Raw genomic sequence first — 24,360 nt, 5'->3', positions numbered from 1 at the left:
GCCAGCGCCCGGCCGGCGGGACCGGCTGCCTACCGTCGGCGGGGCTTTGGGCGCGCCGTGACCTGCCCTTGCGGTTGGCCCGATAGGCTCGTCAGGCTACCGATCGGTAGGCTGAGGGCCGTAGCCAGTGAGAAGCCAGTGGGGCCCAAGTACCGGCGAATACCGCCGAGTACCGGCCAATTTTGGAGGAGAACCATGACAGACCGCGTGCCGGCGGGGAACCTGCGCGTCGCTCGAGTGCTCTATGACTTCGTGAACAACGAGGCCCTGCCCGGCACCGGACTGGACCCGGACAGCTTCTGGGCCGGCGTCGACAAAGTGATCACCGACCTCACCCCGCAGAACCAGGAATTGCTCAAGATCAGAGATGATCTGCAGGCCCAGATCGACAAGTGGCATCGGCATCGGGTGATCGAGCCGCTGGACCCCGAGGCTTACCGGCAATTCCTCACCGACATCGGATATCTGCTGCCCGAACCCGAGGATTTCACCATCACCACCTCGGGGGTTGACGACGAGATCACCAGAACCGCCGGCCCGCAACTGGTGGTGCCCATACTCAACGCGCGCTTCGCGCTGAATGCGGCCAACGCCCGCTGGGGCTCGCTGTACGACGCGTTGTACGGCACCGACGTCATCCCGGAAGGCGACGGGGCCGAAAAGGGCACCAGCTACAACAAGGTTCGCGGCGACAAGGTGATCGCCTACGCACGCAAGTTCCTCGACGACAGCGTGCCGCTGTCCGGGGGCACTTACGCCGATGCCACGGGCTTCACGGTGGAAGACGGCCACCTGGTGGTTTCCCTGGGTGACTCGTCGTCAGGCCTGGCCGACGCCGGCCAGTTCGCCGGGTATACCGGCGCGGCCGAGGCCCCGACTTCGGTGCTGCTGGTCAACCACGGATTGCATATCGAGATCCTGATCGACCCGGAGTCGCCGATTGGCGCCACCGACCGCGCGGGCGTCAAGGACGTGGTCCTGGAATCGGCGGTGACCACGATCATGGACTTCGAGGATTCGGTAGCCGCCGTCGATGCGGACGACAAAGTGCTCGGGTACCGCAACTGGCTCGGCCTGAATAAGGGTGACCTGGCCGAGGAGGTCACCAAGGACGGCAAGACCTTCACCCGGATCCTCAACCAGGACCGCACTTACACCACACCCGACGGCGGCGAGCTCACCCTGCCCGGCCGCAGCCTGCTGTTCGTCCGGAATGTCGGTCACCTGATGACCAACGACGCGATCGTTGTCACCGACGGCCATGGTGACAAGAAGGGCGACGAGAAAGAGGTGTTCGAGGGCATCATGGATGCCTTGCTCACCGGCCTGATCGCAATCCATGGGCTGCGGGCCGGCGAGGCTAACGGCCCCTTGACCAATAGCCGAACCGGCTCCATCTACATCGTCAAGCCCAAGATGCACGGGCCGGCCGAGGTGGCCTTCACCTGCGAGCTGTTCAGCCGCGTGGAAGACGTGCTGGGGTTGCCGCAGGGCACCATGAAGGTCGGCATCATGGACGAAGAACGCCGCACCACCGTCAACCTCAAGGCATGTATCAAGGCCGCAGCCGACCGTGTCGTCTTCATCAACACCGGGTTCCTGGATCGCACCGGCGACGAGATTCACACGTCGATGGAAGCCGGTCCGATGATCCGCAAGGGTGCGATGAAGAACACCACCTGGATCAAGGCATACGAGGACGCCAACGTCGACATCGGGCTGGCCGCCGGCTTTACCGGCAAGGCTCAGATCGGCAAGGGCATGTGGGCGATGACCGAGCTGATGGCCGACATGGTCGAGCAGAAGATCGCCCAGCCCAAGGCCGGCGCCACCACCGCGTGGGTGCCCTCCCCGACGGCGGCCACCCTGCATGCGATGCACTACCACCACGTGGATGTGTTCGCCGTGCAGAAGGAACTGCAGGGCAAGACCCGTACCACCATCGATCAGCTGCTGACCATTCCACTGGCCAAGGAGCTGGCCTGGGCGCCCGAGGAGATCCGCGAGGAACTCGACAACAACTGCCAGTCCATCCTCGGCTACGTGGTGCGCTGGATCGACCAGGGCGTGGGCTGTTCGAAGGTGCCCGACATCCACAACGTGGCGCTCATGGAGGACCGCGCCACCCTGCGGATCTCCAGCCAGCTGCTGGCCAACTGGTTGCGACATGGCGTGATCACCAGCGAAGACGTGCGGGCCAGCCTGGAGCGGATGGCGCCGTTGGTGGACAAGCAGAACGCCGGCGATCCCGGGTACCACCCGATGGCGCCGGATTTCGATGACAGCATCGCGTTTTTGGCCGCTCAGGACCTGATCCTGTCCGGGGCGCAGCAGCCCAACGGTTACACCGAGCCGATCCTGCATCGCCGTCGTCGGGAACTCAAGGCGCAGCGCGGGTGACCATCAGCACCCACTGGAAACAGTCGCTGGCTCATTCCTGGTCGAACTCTGGGCAATCTTCGACGGAGAGGACGCTGACACCACATGGGTAGGCACAGTTTGCCCGACCCAGAGGATTCCGCTGACCAACCGCCTGACGAATACGCCGCGGAGCAGCAAGAACGGGGCGACCAGATAGCCGATCAGCCCGGTGGTGGCAGGCATTCAGACGTCGGATATCCCGGGTCGGCCGAGCCGTCGGCCGTCGAACCGCCAGGCGGCTACGGCCACGCATACTGGGACGAAGGTGGCCTATCCGGACAGGCTCCATACCCCGGCGCGGATGACCATGTCGACGATTATTCGGCCCACGGCGCAGATGAATATCCCGACTTTGGTTCGGGTCCGGCGGGTGAGGAGCCGCCGAGTCCCGAATCGGCGGCGGCTCCCCCACCACCATTGCGCACCGCCGGCCACCGAGGGCTGGGCAACTGGCAGGGCGGCCACCGCAGCGCCGACGGATGGCGCGGAGTCAGCATCGGCGTGATCGTGGCCCTCGTCGCGGTCGTCGTGGTGGTCGCCGGGGTGATTGTGTGGCGCTTCTTCGGTGACGCGTTGTACCACCGCTCCCGCACCGCCGCAGCGCGCTGTGTGGGCGGCAAGGACACCGTCGCCGTCATCGCCGACCCGACGATCGCCGAGCGGGTCAAGGAGTTCGCCGACAGCTACAACGCCTCGGCCGGCCCGGTCGGGGACAAGTGCGTGACGGTGGCCGTCAAGGCCGCCGATTCCGATGCCGTCATCGCTGGTTTCATCGGCAAATGGCCATCGGAACTGGGTGGCCAGCCCGGCCTGTGGATCCCCGGCAGCTCCGTCTCTGCGGCGCGCCTGTCCGCGGCCACCGGTAAGCAGACCATCAGCGACAGCCGTTCACTGGCGACCTCGCCAGTGCTGCTCGCGATCCGCCCCGAGCTACAGCAGCCGCTGTCAAGCCAGAACTGGGCAGCACTACCGCAGCTGCAGGCCAATCCGAACTCGATGGCCGCGTTGAACCTGCCGTCCTGGGGTTCGCTGCGTCTGGCTATGCCCGTCGCCGGCAACGGGGATGCCGCATTCCTGGCCGGCGAGGCGATCGCGGTCGCATCGGCACCGCCGGGAGCACCGCCGACCGCCGGAAGCGGCGCAGTGCGCACGTTGATGGCCGCCCAGCCCAAGCTGGCCGACGAGTCCTTGACCGAGGCGATGAACACGCTGGTCAAATCCGGCGACGCAGCGGCGGCGCCGGTGCACGCAGTGGTCACCACCGAGCAGCAGTTGTTCCAGCGTGCTCAGTCACTGTCGGACGCGAAGAAGATTTTGAGCTCCTGGCTGCCGCCCGGGCCGGTTGCGGTCGCCGACTACCCGGCGGTACTGCTCAACGGCTCCTGGCTGTCGCAGGAGCAGACCACGGCGGCCAGCGCCTTCGCCCGCTACGTGCATAAGCCCGAGCAACTGGCGAAGCTGGCCAAAGCCGGCTTCCGGGTCAACGGCGTCAAGCCGCCGAGCAGCCCGGTCACCAGTTTCACGGCGCTGCCCGCCCCGCTGTCGATCGGTGACGACGGGATGCGCGCCACCCTGGCCGACACCATGGCCACACCGTCGATCGGTGTAGCGGCGACCATCATGCTTGACCAGTCGATGCCCACCGACGATGGCGGCAAGACGCGTCTGGCCAACGTCGTCGCGGCGCTTCAAAGCCGACTGAAGACGCTACCGCCCAGCGCGGTGATCGGCTTGTGGACGTTCGACGGCCACGAGGGTCGCAGCGAGGTGCCGACCGGACCGCTGGCCGGCCCCGTCAACGGCCAGCCCCGCTCGGCGGCACTGGCCGCCGCGCTGGACAAGCAGTACTCGTCGGGCGGCGGCGCGGTGTCGTTCACCACGCTGCGGATGATCTACCAAGAGGTGCAGGCCAACTTCCGTGCCGGACAAGCCAATTCGATCCTGGTGATCACTGGGGGGCCGCACACCGACCAAACCCTCGACGGGCCGGGACTGCAGGACTTCATTCGCACCAGCGCCGACCCGGCCAAACCCATCGCCGTCAACATCATCGATTTCGGCGCCGACCCGGACCGGTCAACCTGGGAAGCCGTCGCGCAGCTCAGTGGTGGCAGCTACCAGAACCTGGCGACGTCGGCCGGCCCCGACCTCGCGACCGCACTCAGCATCTTTCTAGGCTGAGTCCACCAGCAACGACAGCGCCGCCCCGGCATATGCCCGGGGATCCTCCAGCTGCGGATAGTGGCCCAAGCCGGGCAGTTCGACGGCGGCGGCGTGCGGGCGCAGGTCCCGTAATCCGTTGAGCACGTTGGTCGTCGCCACCGGATCGGCGAGCCCCCAGACAAACCCCAGCGGCTTGGGCCAGTCGCGTACGGCGCCGTGCCAACGCTGCGCATACCGCACCCGCTCTTCGAGATAGCTGATCAGCAGGTGAGGTATCCGATGGCCGTCGTGGTAGGACAGTAGCTCCCACTGGGCCTCGGCTTCCTCTTCCGACAGCGGGTGCCCGGCGGAAAACAACCTGCCAAAACTGCGTTGGAAGGCGCCGCGGGTGACCAGGCGGGCCGCAACCGGCCCCAGCGGGCCGCGCAGCACCTTCTGGATCGGCCGCAGGCTGGCCCGTTCCAGGATCACGCTGCCGTTGCTCAGCACTGCGCGGCGCAGATCGAACGGCAGGCGCCCGTCCAGGTCCCGGGCGAGCAGTTCGGTGGTCACCGACGTGCCCATGTCGTGCGCCAGCACCACCACCGGGCCGGTGGTGGTTCGGCCAACCACGGCCTGCACCAGATCGGCCTGCTCCAGCAGGCTGTAGCGGTGCGGGCGAGGCTTGTCGGACAGACCGAAACCGAGAAAATCCATGGTCACCCACGCCTGACCAGCCAGGTGCGCAATGACCCCCCGAAAGTCGAAGGAACTGGACGGATAGCCGTGCAACAGCAACACGGTAGGCGCGTTGCCCGGCCCTGATCGGACGAACACCTTGCCTGTGGCGGTGTGCAGCCAGCGACCGCCGTCACGCCAGGCTCGAACACTCGGTGATGTCACTCCTCCGACATACCATCGTGAGCGACAAAAGGAGCGTAATGAGCCCGTATTTCAACCCGGTTTTCACCCCCGATCCCCAGTTGTATCCGTTCCAGTCGCGCTGGTTCGACAGCTCGCACGGGCGGGTGCACTACGTCGACGAGGGAGAGGGGCCACCAATCCTGCTGTGCCACGGGAACCCGACCTGGAGCTTCCTGTACCGCAATATCATCGTGGCCCTGCGGGACCGGTTCCGTTGTATCGCACCGGATTATCTCGGATTCGGCCTGTCGGAGCGCCCCGCGGCGTTCGGCTACCGGATCGACGACCACGCGCGGGTGGTCGGTGAATTCGTCGACCACCTTGGTCTCGACGGTTACCTCACCATGGGTCAGGACTGGGGTGGTCCCATCGGTATGGCGGTATCGGTGGACCGCGCCGAGCGGGTCCGCGGAGTCGTGTTGGGCAACACCTGGTTCTGGCCGGCGGACACGCTGACGATGAAGGTGTTCAGCAGGGTGATGTCCAGCCCGCCGTTGCAGTATGCGATCGTGCAGCGCAATTTCTTTGTGGAGCGGTTGATTCCGGCCGGGACCGAGCACCGCCCCAGCCCTGCGGTGATGGAGCACTACCGGGCCGTGCAGGCCAGCCCCGCGGACCGGCCGGGGGTGGCGAGGATGCCCAAGGAAATCCTGGCCGCCCACCCGTTGCTGGCGCGGCTGGCCCGCGACGTGCCGGTCAAACTCGGCGGCAAACCCGCGCTATTCGTTTGGGGTATGAAAGATTTCGCATTCCGGCCCGGCCCATGCCTGCCGCGGATGCGCGCCACATTCCCCGATCATGTCCTTGTCGAGTTGCCCAATGCTAAGCACTTCATTCAAGAAGACGCGCCGCAGGAGATCGCCGCCGCGATCATCGAGCGCTTCGGCTGAGACCTCAACTCGAGTTAGGCAAACGCCTCCACCGGAGGGCACGAGCAGACCAGGTTGCGGTCGCCGTAGGCACCGTCGATGCGGCGCACCGGCGGCCAGACCTTGGGCCGGAACCCGGCGCCCAGTGGATAGGCGGCCTCCTCGCGGGTGTACGGGTGGTCCCAGTCGGCCACCAGCAGGCACTCGGCGGTATGCGGCGCACCCCGCAATGGATTGTCGTCCACCGGCCACTGGCCGGCCCCGACTCGGTCGATCTCGGCACGGATGCTGATCATGGCTTCGCAGAATGCGTCGACCTCGGCCAGGCTCTCACTCTCGGTCGGTTCCACCATCAGCGTTCCGGCCACCGGGAAGCTCATTGTCGGCGCGTGGAAACCGTAGTCCGCCAACCGCTTTGCGACGTCGTCGACCGTGACTCCGGTTGTCTTGGTGATGGCGCGCAGGTCCAGGATGCACTCGTGAGCGACCATGCCGTTCTCGCCGGTGTAGAGCACCGGGAAATACTCGTCGAGGCGCCGAGCGATGTAGTTGGCCGACGCGATCGCGTTCAGCGATGCCGCCCGCAGACCGTCCGCGCCCATCATTCGGATGTAGGCCCAGGTGATCGGCAGGATCGACGCCGAGCCGTAGGGCGCCGACGATACCGGGTGTCCCGGTGGCAATTCAGGTGCGAACGGGTGGCCCGGCAGGAACGGGGCCAGATGCGAGCGCACCGCGACCGGCCCGACTCCCGGGCCGCCGCCGCCGTGCGGAATGCAGAACGTCTTGTGCAGGTTCAGATGGCTGACGTCACCACCGAACTTGCCCGGCCGGGCCAGGCCGACCAGCGCGTTGAGATTCGCCCCGTCGACATACACCTGGCCGCCGGCGTCGTGCACCGCCGCGCAGATCTCGGCGATGTCGTGCTCGTAGACGCCGTGCGTGGACGGGTAGGTGATCATCAACGCCGACAACCGGTCCGCATGGTCGCTGACCTTGGCGCGCAGATCGTCGAGGTCGACGTCACCGTTGTCATGACAGCCCACAACCACCACCTTCATTCCGGCCAGCGCGGCCGAGGCGGCGTTGGTGCCGTGCGCGCTGGACGGGATCAGGCAGATGTCACGGTGCGACTCACCGCGGCTGGCGTGGTAGTCATGGATCGCCAGCAAACCGGCGTACTCCCCCTGCGAACCCGCGTTGGGCTGCAGCGAGACGGCGTCGTAGCCGGTGATCGCCACCAGCCAACGCTCCAGGTCGCCGATCAGCCGGCGCAACCCGGGCGTGTCCGACGCCGGCGCAAAGGGATGCTGGCGCCCGAACTCCGGCCAGGTGATCGACTCCATCTCCGCGGCGGCATTGAGCTTCATCGTGCAGGAGCCGAGCGGAATCATGCTGCGGTCCAAGGCGATATCCTTGTCCGCCAGCGTGCGCAGGTAGCGCATCATCGCGGTTTCGGTGTGGTATTGCATGAACGCCGAGTGCGTCAGGAACGCCGAGGTGCGGTTGGCGATCCCCGCGCACATCGGCTCGGCAGGCTCCACCCCGAAGGCCTGCAGCACCGCAGCCACATGCTCGTCGGTGGTGGTTTCGTCGCAGGCCACCGACACCTGGTCGGCGTCGACCCGCCACACGTTGATGCCGTTGGCCTTGGCCGCGGCCAGCACCTGGTCGGCGCGCCCGGGCACTCGCGCCAGCACGGTGTCGAAAAACCGGTCGTGCACCAGCGCATCGCCGAGGGCAGCGGCGATGGTTGCGGCATGAGCATGCACCCGCCGCGCGATCGCGGTCAGCCCCGCGGCGCCGTGGTAGCTGGCGTACATCGCGGCCATCACCGCCAGCAGCACCTGCGCGGTGCAGATATTGCTAGTCGCCTTGTCGCGGCGGATATGCTGCTCGCGGGTTTGCAGCGCCAGCCGATAGGCCGGATTACCGTCATCGTCGACGGACACCCCCACCAGGCGTCCGGGCAACTGCCGGGCATGCTTGGCGTGCACGGACAGATATCCCGCATGCGGACCGCCGAACCCCATTGGCACCCCGAAACGTTGGGTGGTTCCGAACGCGACGTCGGCGCCGATCTCACCGGGCGGGGTGATCAGCGTCAGCGCCAACAGGTCGGCGCCGATGGCCACCAGCGCGCCACGGTCGTGGGCCTGCTGCACCAGAGCGGTCCAGTCGGTGATCCGGCCGCTGGCCCCGGGCAGCTGGGCGATAACGCCGAACAACTCCCCCTCTGGAAGACCATTACGCAGATCGGCGGTGACGATCTCGATGCCCAACGGCTTGGCGCGGGTGGCGAGTACGGCGGCGGTCTGACTGAACACATCGACGTCGACGGCCAGCCGGTTCGACCGGCTGCGGGTGGCGCGGTGCATCAGCGTCATGGCTTCGGCGGCAGCGGTGCCCTCGTCGAGCATCGACGCGTTGGCGATCTCGAGGCCGGTGAGGTCGGTGATCATCGTCTGGAAATTGAGCAGCGCTTCCAGGCGCCCCTGACTGATCTCGGGTTGGTAGGGCGTGTAGGCCGTATACCAGGCCGGGTTCTCCATGATGTTGCGTAGCAGCACGGGCGGGGTGAACGTGTCGTAGTAGCCCTGCCCGATCATCGATACCGCGACGGTATTGGCGTCGGCCAGTGCCCGCAGCTCGGCCAACGCCTCCGCCTCGCTGGCGGGCGGCGGCAGCCGGTCCAGGCCCGGTGCGGCACCGCCGTCGGTGAGGGCATCGAGGATGCCGGCGGGAACCGCTTTGGATGCTACGTCGTCGAGCGTGTCGACACCGATGACCGCCAGCATCGTTGCGACGGCGTCGTGGTCCAGCCCGATATGGCGGTCTGCGAACGTTGAATGGTCGGGCACGGTGAACTCCTGAAGGGCAAGGGACTAGCGGCCCTCTCCCTCTGTCTTCACCCGTGCACCAGGCGCCTGAGAGATTCGGTGCCAGGGCTGCGGGCACCTTTCCCCATCGGCGGGTGAGGACCCGCGTGGGTCGTCACCGCTTTCCAGAGGCATCGTTGTCCGGCGCGGTCCGGGTGCCTGAGAGGTTGACGGAGAGGTGTTGCTCCTTCGGCGTCCGTAGCTGGCGGCCACGGAACTCTCCCGCGCGAGAGCGATGCGGAAACCAGTTTACTCGGCTCGCCGATCACCGCCGCGACGGCGCATACCCGGCCCGTGTTAGCCGATCTTGCGATCGCGCTGCTTGCGGCGCGAAGCCAGCTCGTCTTCCGGGGCGGCGATGGATTCACCGCCGTCGGCGCGCTCACCGTGAAATTCGGCGATGACGCCGGTCAGCTCCCGCATCGCGCCCGAAACGGCGATACCGAACACACCCTGGCCGCCCTGGAGAAGGTCGACGACTTCCTCTGCGGAGGTGCATTCATACACCGTCGTGCCGTCGGAGAACAAGGTGATGTTGGCCAGGTCCTGGACACCACGCTGGCGCAGGTGGTCGACGGCAACCCGGATGTTGTGCAGCGAGATGCCGGTATCGAGCAACCGCTTGACGATCTTGAGAACCAGAATGTCCTTAAACGAGTAGAGCCGCTGGCTTCCCGATCCTGCCGCACTGCGGATCGAGGGGACAACCAGCGACGTGCGTGCCCAATAGTCGAGTTGGCGGTAGGTGATGCCGGCGATTTGACAGGCACTCGGTCCGCGGTAGCCGACCAGCTCATCGGGCACCGAATCGTCGGGAAACAGCCCCGGCTGAACGGGTTCGGTCGCGCCGCCATGAGCACCGTGAGCACCGTGGGTCGCGGTAGTCGCGTGGTCTGCAAGATCGAGCTGTTCTTGACGTGGCCGTTCGCTCACGGTGCTTCCTCTCGCCGATCGCGCTCTTGTCACTAGCTGCGTCATTGGCTGCCTCGGCAACCATGTGTGCTCAGGTCCGAGTGCTTGTGAGCATACGCTGTTGGACTGTTTCGGTGCGCCAGTTGATCATCAAGTCGTCATCAAAGTATCGCTGTTGTCTGACCCTCAGGGCGCCATCCGGCAGGCGTGTCGAGTTCGCATCACGTGAGATGAGACGCATCCGTGATGTAGCCGACTCGACCACGAGGTGCTCACGGCTGTGTATGCCGCCGGGTCAGGTTGCATTGCCCGACGGTCTCCGCCGCGGGTGTGGGTGTCGCCTGTGCGCCGGTGAGTGGCCGGCCACGCCCACGGGTGCGCGCGTTGTCGACAAGCTAGGTGGCCTTGAAATCGTCGGGTGACACGCTGTCGAGGAATTCCTTGAACTTCTCAACCTCGTCCTCGCGGACCGCGCTACCGGCTTCTTCGTCGCTCTCGTCGGGGATCAGCAACCCGGCCTGGGCCAGCACGGCCTCCTCGACGTAGATCGGAACTCCGACGCGCAGCGCGATCGCCACCGAGTCGGAGGGACGAGCCGACACCTTGATATCGCGGTCGAAGATCAGATCCGCGTAAAACGTGCCTTCGTGCAGGTCGACGATGCGCACCTCCTTGAGCGAATGCCCAAGTGCAGCAATGACATCCCGGATCAGGTCATGCGTCAGCGGTCGGGGAGGCTCGACGCCTTGCTGCTCGAGCGCAATGGCGGCCGCCTCCGACTGACCGATCCAGATCGGCAGATAGCGGTCACCGTCGGCCTCGCGCAGTAACAGCACCGGCTGGTTTTGCGGTTGCTCGACGCGAATGCCGACAACGCGAACTTCACCCATCTGTGTCTGCCCTCCGCCATGCCGCCGTTTCCGTTCAGCGCGGCGACGCGGTGAGTACGCTCCTTGCCGCGTCGTCGAATACACGCTGTCGAGGAAAGTCTAATCCTCAGCGATGCAGAACGTCGCGTACCGCGGACTTGATCAACGAGGTGTGCAAAGTAATCGCGAGCGCTGCGACCTCTCGGGCCAAGTCGTCGGCGCGGTCACGGGCTCCGGCCTTGTCCGCCTTGACCAACGGGCCGGCGATCTGGGCGATCAGGTCGGACTGACGATCGGCCGCGGAGCGAAATGCGCGCAGGTGCCTGGGCTCCACACCGTAGTCGGCGAGTGCGCGCGCACATTGCAGGATGACGACCGTGTGCTCATCGAAGAAGCCGCCCGGTCCGGTTTTGATCACTCCGGCTTTCAGGAGAGCGGTCAGCAGGTCGTCGTCGACCCCGGAGCGGTGCAGGAGGTCTTCGCGGCTGAGTCGAATGCGGGTCGGCGACACCGCCGCCGCGTCAGACCCCCTACTGGCGGTGCCGTCGCCGCTTACCGGGACCAATCGCGGTATGCCATAAGGGGATCCGAAGGGTGGCAGCTCACCGTCGGGCTGAGCGTCCAACTGCGCCCTAATCACCTTCAGCGGCAGGTAATGATCCCGCTGAGCCGTGAGGATAAAGCGCAGCCGCGCACAGTCGTACGCGGTGAACCTCCGGTAACCCGATGCGGCGCGCTGCGGCGTCACCAGCCCCTCGGCCTCCAAAAACCGAATCTTGGAGATCGTGACATCGGGAAAATCCGGTCGCAGCAGCTCCAAGACTGCGCCGATCGACATCCCGGCCAGGGCGGGGCTATCCGGTGCGCTCACCGGCTTCCGGCGCCCCCGTCGTCGTCACCTTGCTTGGGTCCGGTCAAGAAAACCAGGCGGAATTTGCCGATCTGAACCTCGTCGCCGTTTGCCAGCACAGCCGAGTCCACCGGCTCACGGTTGACATACGTGCCGTTCAGGCTGCCGACGTCGACGACGCTGAACTCGTTGCCTTCCAACCGGAATTCGGCATGGCGACGACTCACCGTGACATCGTCGAGAAAGATGTCGCTGTCGGGATGCCGACCGGCGGATGTGATGGGCTGATCGAGCAGAAAGCGCGACCCTGCATTGGGTCCACGCTTGACGACCAGCAACGCCGAGCCCGCCGGAAGGCCTTCCACTCCAGATACGGCGCTCTCGGTTCCCGCCTGTGCGGGAGCGTCCAGTTCGCTGAGGAAGTCGGCGCGGAAGACTGAGGTGGTCTCCACGGTGACTTCGTCAGATGTCTGGTCCTGCTCTCGTTCTGCGTCCATGTCCGTCACCCGCTGCTCCTCACTGGCCGCTGTGGCGTTGTTCGACCGGACCGATCGGCCGGTGCCTCCCTCGCGTTTACCGCCTGTATTACCTTTACCGCTTCTGGTACTGCTTCTCGTACTGCTTCACGTGCCTGCCAACGGCGTCTGACGCTGATGTCTCGACCGTACCCCGCCTGCGTCGGCCTTGGGGCGGCGACGTGCTCACCACTGCAGGATCGTAAGCCCGACACCGCGCCTTCTCCTAGCCTTCGCCGAAGCCTTCGCCGAAGCCTTCGCTGAGGCCCATCGCACGGTCCGCGCCGTGGGCGCACCCGCCGGCACGGACCTTAGCAACCGTCATTCGGTTATGGTGCCGCGGTAGGCCTCGGCGTCGAGCAGGGCCGCCAAGGCTGCGTCCACGGCGGCGGGGCTTTCGACCTGAAGGTCCAGCAGCCAGCCGTCGCCGTACGGGTCCGAGTTCACCAGTTGGGGTGTGCCTTCCAGATCGCTGTTGATCGCAGCGACCTTGCCGGATACCGGCGCGTACAGGTCCGACACCGATTTCGTCGATTCCACCTCGCCGAAGGATTCCCCCGCGGTCACCTCATCGCCCACCGCCGGCAATTGAACGAAGACGACGTCGCCCAGCGCGGACTGCGCGAAATCGGTGATCCCGATCCGCACGGTGGCGTCGGTGGTGCGGCGCACCCACTCGTGCTCGGCGGTGTAGTGCAGATCGGACGGGATATCGCTCACGGTAATCCTGTTCTGGTCGGGGGGTTATTTGACGGGCTGAGCGTATTGGTGCGGTTTCGGTTGTCGCAAGGCGGTCACATCCACCCGGTCTGCCTGTTGCACCGACATCCGTCCGCCGACGCGTTTGATGCTGTCCACCGCACCACCGGGGATGTTCATCGCCGCGGCCAGCGTCGGTGGATCGCCAATCGCCAGAACCGAATAGGGCGGGGACAACGCTTTGGTGTCGATGGTCAGCGCGCCCGGGGAACCGACCACCCAGGTGTCGACTCCGACCCGCACCGACTCGTGTGCGTCGCTGATCTGGATCGCCTCCGCTCCAGCAGCACGCAACTCGTTGATCACGTCGAGCATTGCGTCCGGGGCCACTCCGGGACCGGGATCTTCGATGTGCACCGTGACCCCGGGTCCGGTGGCGCCCACCGCGCCCACCAGGATCGACAGCGCCGCCAGTCTGGCCTGCGCGCTTTCGATGGCGGCTTGGTCGTTGTTGCCGGAGGCCTGCAATGCGTTGAGGGTGTTCTGCAGGTCGGCCACCTCGGTGTTGAGCGTAGCCTCACGCTGCCGCAAAGAATCGAGCAGCACCAACAGATCCGCGGGGCGAGCCGTGTCCAGCGAATCACCGGACTCGGTCTGGCGGACCTGAGTGACGATCGCGACCCCGAGCACCAGGCACAGCAAGATTGCCAACGCGCCGAACAGCATTCGGGAACGGCTACCCCGCAGCATCGCGGACAGTCCCGTCCGGCGCACCGGCCCGATCTCGGGGCGAGGACGGTCGGCGGGCAGTTCGTGACGGCCGCGCCGGGCCGCTTCGTGGGCGTTGCGCTCGGCTTTGGAGTGGTCGTGCTGGGTTGGTGCGCAGCGGCTTTGGTCGCCGGTGCTGTCGGGAGGGCCCTGGCTCACGCTGACCTCATCTTCGTCAGGCTCCGAACAGCCGCCGGCGCAGCGCGGCGGTATTGCCGAAGATGCGGATTCCCAGTACGACGATGATCGCCGTGGACAATTGCGTGCCAACGCCCAATTGATCACCCACATAGACGATCAATGCGGCCACCAGGACGTTGAACACGAACGACACCACGAAGACCTTCGGATCGAAGATCCGCTCGAGGTAGGCGCGCAACCCGCCGAACACCGCGTCGAGCGCGGCGACCACTGCGATCGGCAGGTACGGCTGGATCACCTCGGGCACGCTGGGGTGGAAAACCAATCCCAGCACGATGCCAAGGGCAAGGGCCGCGATACCGATCATGCCCGTCGCAGTCCCGTCCACGTCGGTCCCGCGGCAACCACTTTCACCAAAGTTCTTCTCACTAGGGCCCAATCTGTTTGGCGAACTTGACGTCCCGGACAGCGCCCGCCGGCAGCGCCAGACCGTCGGAGGCGTTGACGCTCACGCCGACGCCGTAGGAGACCTCCAGCAGCCGGAGCCGGTGCAGACCGGGACTGCGGTCGAAGACATCTTGCATCGCATGCGGTGGTCCAACCGCGAGGATGGTGTAGGGGCTGCTGGTGGGATTGTTGTCAACGAGGATCGCTCCACCGGCCTGGCGGATGGTGACATTCGGCCCGATCCGGGCGCCGTCGACCGAGATTGCCTCCGCGCCACTGGCCCACAACGAGTTGACCACCAGCTGCAGGTCGCGGTCGAGGATGATTTGCTGGCTGCCGCTGACCCGCTGTTTGGAGGCATCGGAGAGATTCGGCCCCGCTCCCGGATCGGTCACGGTCACCGTCAACCCCGGACCGATAACCGGTGTGCTGGCCGCAGCCAGGCCGAGGGCATCCAGACGGGTGAGCAGTCGCTGCCCCTCAGCGTCGTCGGCCAGCGCCAGCCGTTGCACGTCGTCGACCTTCGCCGAGAGCACGCTGCGCTGCTGCGCCAACCTAAAAGCAGCGGCCTGGGTTGACCGCACATTTGCGACAAGCAGTTGCTGGGCCGCGCGCACCCCGGGTGCCACGGAGCGGGCCTGCGCCACCGCGGCCGCGAATACCGCGGCGACCAGTGTCGCGGCCAATGCTTGCCACAGCCAGCCGAAAGCGCGGGCACGACCGTCTTTGGGTGCGACGGAGCCATCCCGTTTGGCGGCTGCCGCGGCGTAGCCGGGGTCGAGATGTTCGGACAGCAGCGCGCGAAGCAGTGACGGTATCGGGATGCGCTTGGGCCGCGTCGCCGCATGAGCGCTGTAGCCGGCGTTGGGATCATAACCGCCGAGCGCTCGGTCAACCTCGGCCATGGCCGCCCGCTTTTCGCGCGACCGGCTGATGCGTCCGGTGCTTGACCTTGGGCATCCGCCGAACCACCATCGTCATCTGCACCACGTACAGCACAAACGCCCACAGGTAGGCATACATACCCCAGATCAGAAACGCCCAGCCGCAGGCGCCGAGGACGCGGCTCCATAACGCGTCCCACTGTCCTAAGAGCAGTATCGGAAAGCCGGCCATCAGGGCAAAAGTCGCCGCCTTGCCAATGTAGGTGACCGGCAGGGCCGACAGGCCGCGGCTCCACAGCAGTGGCAGCGTCGCAGCCAGCGCGGCGTCGCGCGCCAGTAGCGTGAGCACAAACCACCACGGCACGGTCCCGCTCAGCGCCAACACGATGGGTACGGTCACCATGTAAAGCCGGTCGACTGCCGGGTCCAGCAGCACGCCCAGCCGCGACGACTGGTTGAGCAGCCGGGCGATCTTGCCGTCCGCCCAATCGGACGCACCGCTGAACACCAAGATCGCCACAGCCCAGCCATGGATGTGGGCAATGAGCATGACGTAGACGAACACCGGAATCAGCGCCAGGCGGATGGCGCTCAGCACGTTAGGTACCGTCAGCACCCGATTGTGGGTGAGTACCGGCTCCATGAGCCGTGACCTTAGCCCGGTGACGATCCGGTCCGCACGGCGGACCGGTGAGGAGCCGGGCGGTTAGGCCGGGCCCGGTGACGATCCGGTCCGCACGGCGGACCGGTGAGCAGGTACCCCCGGCCGCGGAGCGTAACGCTGTGTCGATTTCCGGCACCGATTTTCGCACTGACGTTACATTCGCGGCTCAAGCCCGACAGGCTCAGCGGAACACGCCGGGCAGGCTCAGTGTGGACAGCGTGTCGTCGGACAGTGGGTTGTCGTTGACCATGTAGGTCCACGTCGACGTCGGCCGCGCCAGCTTGGACAGATCCAGCCCGGGCTCTTCTTCGAGAACGTTGGCCGTTTCGAAGGTCTGCTGTGCGGCCTCGATCGCATCTGCGGCCAGCGACGCGAACGCATCCACCGCCAACCGGTGGAACTCGTCGAGCGGGTTCTGCCGACCCAGCGCTCGCAGGTGGATACTCTCCCGGATATCGGCCAGATACGCCAGGTGATCGGCCCAGCCGCGGTCCAGGTGGTACAGCATGATCAGCCGGCAGATCTTCTCGAGGCGCTCGTCGGACCCGTCCTCGGACATCGCCTGAGCCAGCTGCTGGTACCTCTCGGGCGCCAGTTCGGCCAGTTCCTCACGCGCGGTCGCGGTGCGCAGCAAGGTGTTTCGTCGTTCGACGATGATGGCGCGTTGTTGGGCGATCAACTGGTTGTAGCGCCAGGTGTTCGCATGCACATCCAGCAACCGGCCCTCGGCGACGCGCTGGGCATGGTCGAGCAAACTCCCGCTCTTCGGACTGACGATTCGGCCGTCCTCGTCGGTGTCCATCGGCAATTTGTTGGTGTCGAGGTTGGCCGCGACGACGTCGTCTTCCCAGCTCGAGAAGAACACCGACGACCCTGGGTCGCCCTGGCGTCCGGCCCGCCCGCGCAACTGGTTGTCCAACCGCTGGGTGTGATGGCGACCGGTGCCGACTACGTGCAGGCCACCCAGTTCGGCGACGCGGTCATGGTCGGCTTCGTCGGAGCCGCCCAGCCGAATGTCGGTGCCGCGTCCGGCCATCTGCGTCGACACGGTGACCGCACCGAATTTGCCGGCCTCGGCGATCACCTGCGCCTCCTCCGCGTCGTTTTTCGCGTTGAGCACTACCGCGGGAACGCCGCGCCGCAGCAGCCTTTCGTGAAGCTCCTCGGACTCGGCAACGTCATGCGTGCCCACCAGCACCGGCTGCCCGGTGTCGTGTACTTCGCCGATATGCGCGATGATCGCGTCGTTCTTTGCCGCCGCTGTGATGTAGACCCGGTCGGCCTCGTCTTCTCGGATGTTCGGGGTGTTGGGTGGTATCGGCGACACACCGAGCTTGTAGAACTGGCGCAGCTGTTCACCGGCGGCCAACGCGGTACCGGTCATACCGCATACCGTGGCGTAGCGGTTGATCAGCGCCTGCACCGTGATGGTGTCGAGCACCTCGCCGGTTTCGGTGGTCTCGATGCCCTCCTTGGCTTCGACGGCGGCCTGCAGCCCGTCCGGCCAGCGCTGCAGTTGTGCGATGCGCCCGCGCGAGGAATTGATCAGATGTACCGCGCCGTCCCGGACGATGTAGTGCACATCGCGCTGCAACAGGACATGCGCGTGCAGGGCGACGTTGACCTCGGTCAGCGTGGTGCCCACATGTTCCTCGGAGTACAAGTCGATGCCACCGAGCGCCTTCTCGACTTTGCGAGCGCCGGTGTCGGTCAGGTGCACGTTACGGCTGTCGGAATCGGTCTCATAGTCGGTGCCGGGTACCAACTCGGCAATCAGGCGGATGATTTCCAGCCGCGGTGTCTCCCGGTGGGTCGTGCCGGCCAGCACCAGGGGCACCAGCGCCTCGTCGACCAGCACGGAGTCGGCCTCATCGATGAGGGCCACGTCCGGATTGGGCGATACCAGGTCTTCCACGTCGGTGACCAGCTGATCGCGCAGCACATCAAAACCGATCTCGTTGACCGAGGCATAGGTGACATCACGGCCGTAAGCCGCTTTGCGGTCCTCGCTGGTCGACTCGGCGGTGATCCACCCGACCGTCAGGCCCAACGCCTCCAACAGCGGGCCCATCCACTCCGCGTCGCGGCGGGCCAGGTAGTCGTTGATGGTCACGACGTGGACATGCCGGCCGGCCAGTGCATAGCCGGCCGCCGCGATCGCGCCGGCAAGCGTCTTGCCCTCACCGGTCGCCATTTCGATCACGTCACCGGCGAGCATGCGCAGCGCACCCAGCAATTGCACGTCGAACGGACGTAGACCGGTCGCCCGCTCGGCTGCTTCCCGGGCGATGGCCAGAAATTGGGGGATGTCGGCGGCGTCCGCGAGATCGTCGAGGTTGAGCAGTCCGGCCGCGCGGCGCAGCTTTTCGTCGGTGAGGTCGGCGGCTTCTTCGTCGTAGTCGGCCGAAGCGATCACCTGGGTCAGGGACCGGTTTCGATTCTTTTCCGTACTGGCGCCGAGAAGTCGCCAAAATCGGCTGCTCAGGCGGCCTGGTTCAGCGCGTGTGGTCTTGGGCACACGTCAACGGTACGTGACCCCGCGGCAGACGCGAGCGGACGTGGTTACCGGCAACGCGCCCAGCCTCGACAGGCCGGATCTTTGCGCATCAGGCCAAGTTCGACCGCCGCGGGTACGCGACGGTCGGGTCGGTCAGCACGTTGACGACCGACGGCAGACCACTGGCGAAGGCCCGCTGCAGCGCCGGGCGCAGCTCGGCGGGCGTCGACACCAGCTCTCCGTGCGCACCCAGGGCCCGCGCCACCTCGTCGTAGCGGGTTCCCGGGCGTAGCTCGGCCACCACCGAGTAGCCGTACAGCGCCTCCATCGGGTGCTTCTCCAATCCCCAGATGCCGTTATTGCCGACGATCGACACGACCGGCACATTGTGCCGAACCAGGGTGTCCCACTCCATGCCGCTGAACCCGAACGCGCCGTCACCCTGCAGTAACACCACTTGACGCTCCGGTCGGGCCAATTTCGCGGCCAAGGCGTAACCGGGCCCCGAACCCAGACATCCGAAGGGACCGCTGTCGAGCCAGCAACCCGGCTGATAGCTGTCGATCACCCGCCCGGCGTAGGACCCGAAGTCACCGGCGTCGATCACCACGATGGCGTCGCGATCCAGTAGCGGAGCCAACTCGGCGTACACCCGCATCGGATGCAGTGGGATCCGTTCCTCGGCAAGCTCGACTTTTTCCGCGTCGCGCGCCGCGGTCTCGGTGGTCCGCAGCTCCTCGATCCAGTCCCGGTGGTCGGTGCCGCCGGGTCCGGTCAGCGCCGCCAGGATCGCCCGCAAATCCCCGTACAGGCCGGCCGCCACGGCACGCGGATGACCGCGCTCCGGTTCGGCGCGGTCGGCGACGACGAGCTGGGTCTGCGACCCGAAAACTCCGCCGAATCCCAGACGGAAATCCATGGGCACACCGACGATCAGGGCAACATCGGCCTGCCCCAACGCTTTCGATCGTGCCCGGGAAAAAGCCTGCGGGTGGTCAGCCGGCACAACGCCACGGGCCATCCCGTTCATTAGCACCGGAATCCGGCGTTTCTCGGCAAGACGCAGTAGCTCCGTCTCCGCGTGGCCCCACCAGACGTTGGTGCCCGCCATGATGACCGGACGTTGTGCCGCCGAGAGCAGGCCGAACGCTCGGTCCAGGGCTTCACCATCGGGGCTTTCGGCCGTGGGTAAGTCCGTTAGTGCGCCGGGGCGGCCGTCATCGTCGGACATGGAGAACACGTGGTCCATCGGAAAATCTACGAAAGCCACCCCCGCCGGGGCGCCGACCGCGGCCTGGAGGGCGTCGTCGACCAGCCGGCCGGCGTCGTCGGCTGACTGTGCGGTGGCGGCAAAGCGGGCCAGCGGCGCGACAAACGGTACGTGGTCGATCTCCTGCAAAGAGCCCATCCCCCACCGCAATGCCGGCGCCCGACCGCCGAGCACCACGAGCGGCGACTGGTTCTGTTGGGCGGCAGCCATCGCGCTCATCCCGTTGGTGACGCCCGGACCCGCGGTAAGTGCGGCCACCCCGGGCACCCTGGTCACCTTGGACCAGCCCTCGGCGGCGAAGGCGGCACTTTGCTCATGACGGGTGTCGATCAGCCGGATGCCCTCTTCGCGGCAGCCGTCGTAGACCGAAAACAGGTGTCCGCCCGACAGTGTGAAAACCGTGTCGATACCGCTGGCTTTGAGCCGTCGCGCTATCAGCCGTCCCGCATGCATTGTCTGGGCCGGGGCGGCGCCGGCGCTCATATCCGTCATATTTCGAAAGCCTATCTGCATCCTTCCGGTACCTTCGCCGAAGGATTTCTGTTCAGCAGCCGTCTGAACACCTCGTCCGTGAGGAGCATCGACCTTGGGCCCGAAGCCGTTTACTCCCTCGATCGACTGGTCGGGGGCATTTGTGGATTCGCTGTACTGGATCGGCAAAGCCTGGGCGATCAGCGCCGTCTGTGTCCTGGTCGTGCTGGTTCTGCTCAGGTTCCTGACGCCCTGGGGGCGACAGTACTGGCGGATCACCCGTGAGTACTTCGTCGGACCCAGGAGCATTGGGGTGTGGCTGATGCTGGGCGTGCTGTTGCTATCGGTGGTCCTGGCCGTGCGCCTGAATGTGCTGTTCAGCTACCAGGGCAACGACATGTACACCGCCCTGCAGAAAGCATTCCAAGGTGCCGCCGCCGGCGATGAGGTGGTGAAACGCTCAGGCGTGCACGGGTTTTGGATGTCGATCGGGGTTTTCAGCGTCATGGCCGTGATACACGTGGTCCGGGTGATGGCCGACATCTATCTGACGCAGCGCTTCATCATCGCCTGGAGGGTGTGGCTGACCGACCACCTCACCAGGGATTGGCTCGACGGCAGGGCCTACTACCGGGATCTGTTCATCGACGAGACGATCGACAACCCCGACCAGCGTATCCAGCAGGACATCGACATTTTCACAGCCGGAGTGGGTGGCACGCCCAACGCGCCGTCAAACGGCACGGGTAGCACGCTGCTTTTCGGTGCAGTGCAATCGATTATCTCGGTGATTTCCTTCACCGCGATCCTGTGGAACCTCTCCGGAACCCTGAATCTATGGGGTGTCTCCTTCCCGCGGGCAATGTTTTGGACCGTCCTTGGCTATGTCCTCGTTGCCACGGTCATATCCTTCGTCATCGGGCGTCCACTGATCTGGCTCAGTTTCCGTAACGAAAAGCTCAATGCCGCTTTCCGGTACGCGTTGGTGCGACTGCGAGACGCCGCCGAAGCTGTGGGCTTCTACCGCGGTGAGCGGGTCGAGGGCGCGCAATTGCAGCAGCGGTTCCGGCCGGTGATCGACAACTACCGCCGATACGTTCGCCGCAGCATCGCTTTCAACGGATGGAACCTGTCGGTGAGTCAGACGATTGTTCCGTTGCCGTGGGTGATCCAGGCGCCGCGATTGTTCGCCGGGCAAATCGAATTCGGCGACGTGAGTCAGACGGCCACCGCGTTCGGCAATATCCACGACTCGTTGTCGTTCTTCCGCAACAACTACGACGCGTTCGCCTCGTTCCGCGCGGCGATCATCCGGTTATACGGCCTGGTTGACGCCAACGAGAAGGGCCGCGCGCTGCCTGCGGTGCTGACCCGGCCAAGTGACGACGAGTCCGTTGAGCTCAACGAGATCGAAGTTCGCACCCCCGCTGGAGATCGGCTGATCGATCCGCTCGATGTGCGGCTGGACCGCGGCGATTCGCTGGTGATCACCGGCCGTTCCGGGTCCGGCAAGACCTCGCTGCTGCGCAGCCTGGCCGAACTGTGGCCGTATGCCTCGGGGACCCTGCGCCGTCCGGACGGCGACAACGAAACGATGTTCTTGTCGCAATTGCCGTATGTGCCGCTGGGCACTCTGCGGGACGTGGTGTGCTACCCGAATCCCCCATTCGTCATCCCCGACGACATCGTGCGCGACACGCTCACCAAGGTGGCCCTCGCGCCGCTCTGCGACCGTCTCGAAGAAGAACGCGACTGGGCCAAGGTGCTGTCCCCCGGCGAGCAACAGCGCGTTGCCTTCGCCCGCATCCTGCTCACCAAACCCAAAGCCGCATTTCTCGACGAGAGCACGTCGGCGCTCGACGCGGGTCTGGAATTCGCGCTCTACGAACTGCTGCGCCGCGAACTGCCGGATTGCATCATCGTCAGTGTCAGCCACCGGCCCGCGCTTGAGCGCCTGCACGACCAACAGCTTGAATTACTGGGCGGCGGGCCATGGCGGCTGAGCCCAGTGACGAAGGAGCCGGTGCGGGTCTAGTCGTTGAATCCCGCGCCGATATTGCCGTGACGGTTGTGGATTCGACGTGCGCCACGACCGTAGCCGCAATCTCGGTGAGTCGCGCCCCCGGCCCGCCGGGCCGCGTGCGCTCCGGCGCCCACACTCAACGCACCTGCGCGCCCCCGGCCCGCCGGGCCGCGTGCGCTCCGGCGCGGCGGCCGAAGTACGAGCCCTCGCCCAGCTGCGTACCACTGGCATAGCCCTTGCCATCCTGGGCGATGTTGGATGCACACGCTCCGGCCGCATACAGCCCGGGTATCACCGAGCCGTCTTCGCGCAGCACCTCGCCGTCCACCGACGTGGCCAGCCCACCGAGGGTGAAGCCGGCATACATCGCCTTACCCAGTGACATATCGAAAGCTCCCCACGGCCCTTTGTCTTGTGGCGCAAGGAATTCCGGCTGTTTGTGAAAGTCGGGATCTTCGCCGCGCGCGGCATAGGTGTTGTAGCGGTCCAGGGTCGCCGTGAGATTGCCTCGCGGAATGCCCAGCGCAGCTTCCATCTCGGCGACCGTTTCCCAGCCGTCGATCAACGGGACCAGCGGCATCGTGGGACGTTCCAGATGCGCCTCGTCGACGATCAGATACGCCGCGCTGTCCGGTTGTTCCATGATGAAACCCGCAGTCCGCGAGTGGTAGGAATCCTCGGCGACGAACCGCCGTCCGAGCTTGTTGACGATCACTCCGGTGAGCAGGATGGACGGCGGGTACGGCGGAGCCGTGATGAAAATCTGATCCATGTGCTCGGTGGCGCCGCCGGCCGAAACGCCCATCCGGATGCCCAGGCCGTCGTCATAAGTGTTGCCCAGCACGAAGGGTTTCTCGGCCAGTTTCGGGGTGTACTTGGCGACCATGTCGGGATTCATCACGAATCCCCCGGCGGCGATGATCACCGACTTGGCTTTGATCGCACCCGTTTCGGAGAATCGCTTCCACATCACTCCGGTCACTGCCCCCGAGCCGTCCACGATGAGCTCGGTGGCCCCGGTCTCGTAGCGGATTTGCACGCCCAAACTCGCCGCTCGCTTGAGCAGCAGGTCGATCACCATACTGGCGCCGCCGGTGTCGCCGGGCACGGGCACCTTATGGCCACGCGGCGCCGGCACCGCCTTCTCGAAGAAGGGCCAGACCTTCTCGTTGCCGGTGAACATCAGCCCCTCGGTGTTGGGCTGGATCACCGCCTTGCCCGGAAAGTAGCTGCGCTCGAACTGAAAGCCCAGGTCTTCCAGCCAATTGAAATGCTCCACACTGCCGTCGCAGTACGCCCGGATCTTGGCGCGATCGGGCCGCCGCGACACCGCAACCAGGTACTTATACATCTCGTCCGGCGAATCAGGATGACCGGTCGTCCGCTGGACCGCGGTCCCGCCGCCCAGGTAGAAATGCCCGCCTGCCAGCGACGTGGTGCCGCCCGCCGCGGCGGCCCGCTCGAGCACCAGCACGCGGGCGCCCGCCGCAGCCGCCGTCACCGCCGCACAGCCGCCGGCAATGCCGAAGCCGATCACCACCATATCGACGTCGTCCGACCATGACGCCACCGAGCCCGCGTTGACAGTCCCTGGTAGGTCGGTGCTCACCGTTGCTCCCGTTTGATGTAGTCGTAGAACGCCCTGATCTCCGGCGAGAAATACGCGATCTCCACAAACGGCACCCCGGCCTGCGGCGCCGCCAGGTAGGCAAACTGGATCCCGCCGGGCATCACGCCCCGCTGGACACAGTGGCGCCGTTCTCGGTCGCCTCAACCAGGGCGGCCTCCAGCCGCTCCGGGCTCTCGACTTCCATGCAAATGTGGTGCAGACCGGGACCAGAGTCACGCAGAAAATCACTATAGATATTCTCCCCGCGGACCGGGGAGAGGAGCTCTAACTGCATGTCGCCCAGGTAGCTCAGTGAGATGCTCGCGACGAAGTCGGCGGGCTTGTCGTAGTAGCTGCAAGTATCGGGAGCAAAGTGCACGTCGGGTATCCGTACCCACTTCCGCACACCCAATAGGCCGGTGAGCGCTGTTTCCGTGGCATCCAGGTCCGTGGTCACCCATGCGATCTGCCTCGGCGACGGAACGGGAAAGTTCATCGTCTCGCAG

18 protein-coding genes, 1 pseudogene and 2 riboswitches are annotated in these 24,360 nt (G+C 65.8%); of the genes and pseudogenes, 4 read left to right on the top strand and 15 right to left on the bottom strand.

Features of this window, described 5'->3' with window-relative positions:
- Window positions 1–195: 195 nt before the first annotated feature.
- Together B4U45_RS00505 and B4U45_RS00500 are read left to right on the top strand one after the other, a co-directional pair.
- The gene (locus tag B4U45_RS00505; protein WP_075546602.1) at window positions 196–2,400 is read left to right on the top strand and encodes a malate synthase G; all 2,205 of its coding nucleotides are present in this window, start codon (window positions 196–198) and stop codon (window positions 2,398–2,400) included.
- An 84-nt stretch (window positions 2,401–2,484) separates the two neighbouring features.
- Window positions 2,485–4,602 (top strand): substrate-binding domain-containing protein, encoded by a 2,118-nt coding sequence (locus B4U45_RS00500; RefSeq protein WP_075546603.1) that lies wholly within the window; start codon window positions 2,485–2,487, stop codon window positions 4,600–4,602.
- On the opposite strand, the gene B4U45_RS00495 is transcribed toward B4U45_RS00500, so the two are convergent.
- The gene (locus B4U45_RS00495) at window positions 4,594–5,466 is read right to left on the bottom strand and encodes an alpha/beta fold hydrolase (RefSeq protein ID WP_082275355.1); all 873 of its coding nucleotides are present in this window, start codon (window positions 5,464–5,466) and stop codon (window positions 4,594–4,596) included. The two genes, B4U45_RS00500 and B4U45_RS00495, sit on opposite strands and share 9 nt — an antisense overlap.
- 38 nt (window positions 5,467–5,504) lie before the next feature.
- Here B4U45_RS00495 and B4U45_RS00490 point away from each other — a divergent pair, with 38 nt between their 5' ends.
- Entirely contained in the window at window positions 5,505–6,377 is an 873-nt protein-coding gene (locus B4U45_RS00490) for a haloalkane dehalogenase (RefSeq protein WP_075546604.1), read from the top strand.
- Between the two features lie 14 nt (window positions 6,378–6,391).
- Here B4U45_RS00490 and gcvP read toward each other — a convergent pair whose 3' ends face one another.
- The 12 genes from gcvP to B4U45_RS00430 all read right to left on the bottom strand — a co-directional run bounded on the left by gcvP (window position 6,392) and on the right by B4U45_RS00430 (window position 20,234).
- On the bottom strand, window positions 6,392–9,217 hold the full coding sequence (gene gcvP, locus B4U45_RS00485; protein WP_075546605.1) for an aminomethyl-transferring glycine dehydrogenase: 2,826 nt from the start codon (window positions 9,215–9,217) through the stop codon (window positions 6,392–6,394).
- Window positions 9,218–9,248: 31 nt separating this feature from the next.
- A riboswitch (glycine riboswitch) is annotated at window positions 9,249–9,372 on the bottom strand.
- Window positions 9,373–9,470, bottom strand: a riboswitch (glycine riboswitch).
- A 62-nt stretch (window positions 9,471–9,532) separates the two neighbouring features.
- Window positions 9,533–10,168: a MerR family transcriptional regulator gene (locus tag B4U45_RS00480; protein ID WP_075546606.1), complete on the bottom strand. Its 636-nt coding sequence runs from the start codon at window positions 10,166–10,168 to the stop codon at window positions 9,533–9,535.
- Between the two features lie 374 nt (window positions 10,169–10,542).
- Window positions 10,543–11,037: a bifunctional nuclease family protein gene (locus B4U45_RS00475; protein WP_075511557.1), complete on the bottom strand. Its 495-nt coding sequence runs from the start codon at window positions 11,035–11,037 to the stop codon at window positions 10,543–10,545.
- 106 nt (window positions 11,038–11,143) lie between these two features.
- Window positions 11,144–11,887 carry a transcriptional regulator FtsR gene (gene ftsR / locus B4U45_RS00470; protein WP_075546607.1) on the bottom strand — a complete coding sequence of 248 codons (744 nt, stop codon included), beginning with the start codon at window positions 11,885–11,887 and terminating at the stop codon, window positions 11,144–11,146.
- Window positions 11,884–12,363 (bottom strand): glycogen accumulation regulator GarA, encoded by a 480-nt coding sequence (gene garA, locus B4U45_RS00465; RefSeq protein ID WP_371687230.1) that lies wholly within the window; start codon window positions 12,361–12,363, stop codon window positions 11,884–11,886. The genes ftsR and garA overlap by 4 nt, the downstream gene beginning before the upstream one ends.
- Before the next feature lie 339 nt (window positions 12,364–12,702).
- Entirely contained in the window at window positions 12,703–13,101 is a 399-nt protein-coding gene (gcvH, locus tag B4U45_RS00460; RefSeq protein ID WP_075546609.1) for a glycine cleavage system protein GcvH, read from the bottom strand.
- Between the two features lie 24 nt (window positions 13,102–13,125).
- Window positions 13,126–14,007: a DUF881 domain-containing protein gene (locus B4U45_RS00455; RefSeq protein ID WP_075546610.1), complete on the bottom strand. Its 882-nt coding sequence runs from the start codon at window positions 14,005–14,007 to the stop codon at window positions 13,126–13,128.
- Window positions 14,008–14,023: 16 nt separating this feature from the next.
- Entirely contained in the window at window positions 14,024–14,356 is a 333-nt protein-coding gene (locus tag B4U45_RS00450) for a small basic family protein (protein ID WP_023364046.1), read from the bottom strand.
- A 61-nt stretch (window positions 14,357–14,417) separates the two neighbouring features.
- Window positions 14,418–15,341 carry a DUF881 domain-containing protein gene (locus tag B4U45_RS00445; RefSeq protein ID WP_075546611.1) on the bottom strand — a complete coding sequence of 308 codons (924 nt, stop codon included), beginning with the start codon at window positions 15,339–15,341 and terminating at the stop codon, window positions 14,418–14,420.
- A complete protein-coding gene (locus B4U45_RS00440; protein ID WP_075546612.1) occupies window positions 15,328–15,963 on the bottom strand; it encodes a CDP-alcohol phosphatidyltransferase family protein in 636 nt (211 codons plus the stop codon). Before B4U45_RS00440 ends, B4U45_RS00445 begins: the two co-directional genes overlap by 14 nt.
- Window positions 15,964–16,165: 202 nt before the next feature.
- A complete protein-coding gene (gene secA2 / locus B4U45_RS00435) occupies window positions 16,166–18,502 on the bottom strand; it encodes an accessory Sec system translocase SecA2 (RefSeq protein WP_083153840.1) in 2,337 nt (778 codons plus the stop codon).
- 88 nt (window positions 18,503–18,590) lie between these two features.
- Window positions 18,591–20,234: an acetolactate synthase gene (locus B4U45_RS00430; RefSeq protein ID WP_075546614.1), complete on the bottom strand. Its 1,644-nt coding sequence runs from the start codon at window positions 20,232–20,234 to the stop codon at window positions 18,591–18,593.
- A gap of 103 nt (window positions 20,235–20,337) precedes the next feature.
- Between B4U45_RS00430 and bacA the strand changes: the two genes are divergently transcribed.
- The gene (gene bacA, locus B4U45_RS00425; RefSeq protein ID WP_075546615.1) at window positions 20,338–22,257 is read left to right on the top strand and encodes a vitamin B12 ABC transporter pemease/ATP-binding protein BacA; all 1,920 of its coding nucleotides are present in this window, start codon (window positions 20,338–20,340) and stop codon (window positions 22,255–22,257) included.
- A 124-nt stretch (window positions 22,258–22,381) separates the two neighbouring features.
- Here the strand turns inward: bacA and B4U45_RS00420 are convergent, their stop codons facing one another.
- A complete protein-coding gene (locus B4U45_RS00420; RefSeq protein WP_075546616.1) occupies window positions 22,382–23,854 on the bottom strand; it encodes an FAD-binding protein in 1,473 nt (490 codons plus the stop codon).
- Window positions 23,851–24,350: pseudogene (locus B4U45_RS00415) on the bottom strand (VOC family protein). The gene B4U45_RS00420 and the pseudogene B4U45_RS00415 overlap by 4 nt, the downstream one beginning before the upstream one ends.
- Between the last annotated feature and the right edge of the window lie 10 nt (window positions 24,351–24,360).

Source organism: Mycobacterium persicum (assembly GCF_002086915.1).
In the GTDB taxonomy this organism is placed as follows: Bacteria; Actinomycetota; Actinomycetes; order Mycobacteriales; family Mycobacteriaceae; genus Mycobacterium; species Mycobacterium persicum.
This window is presented reverse-complemented; position numbering and strand designations above follow the sequence as displayed.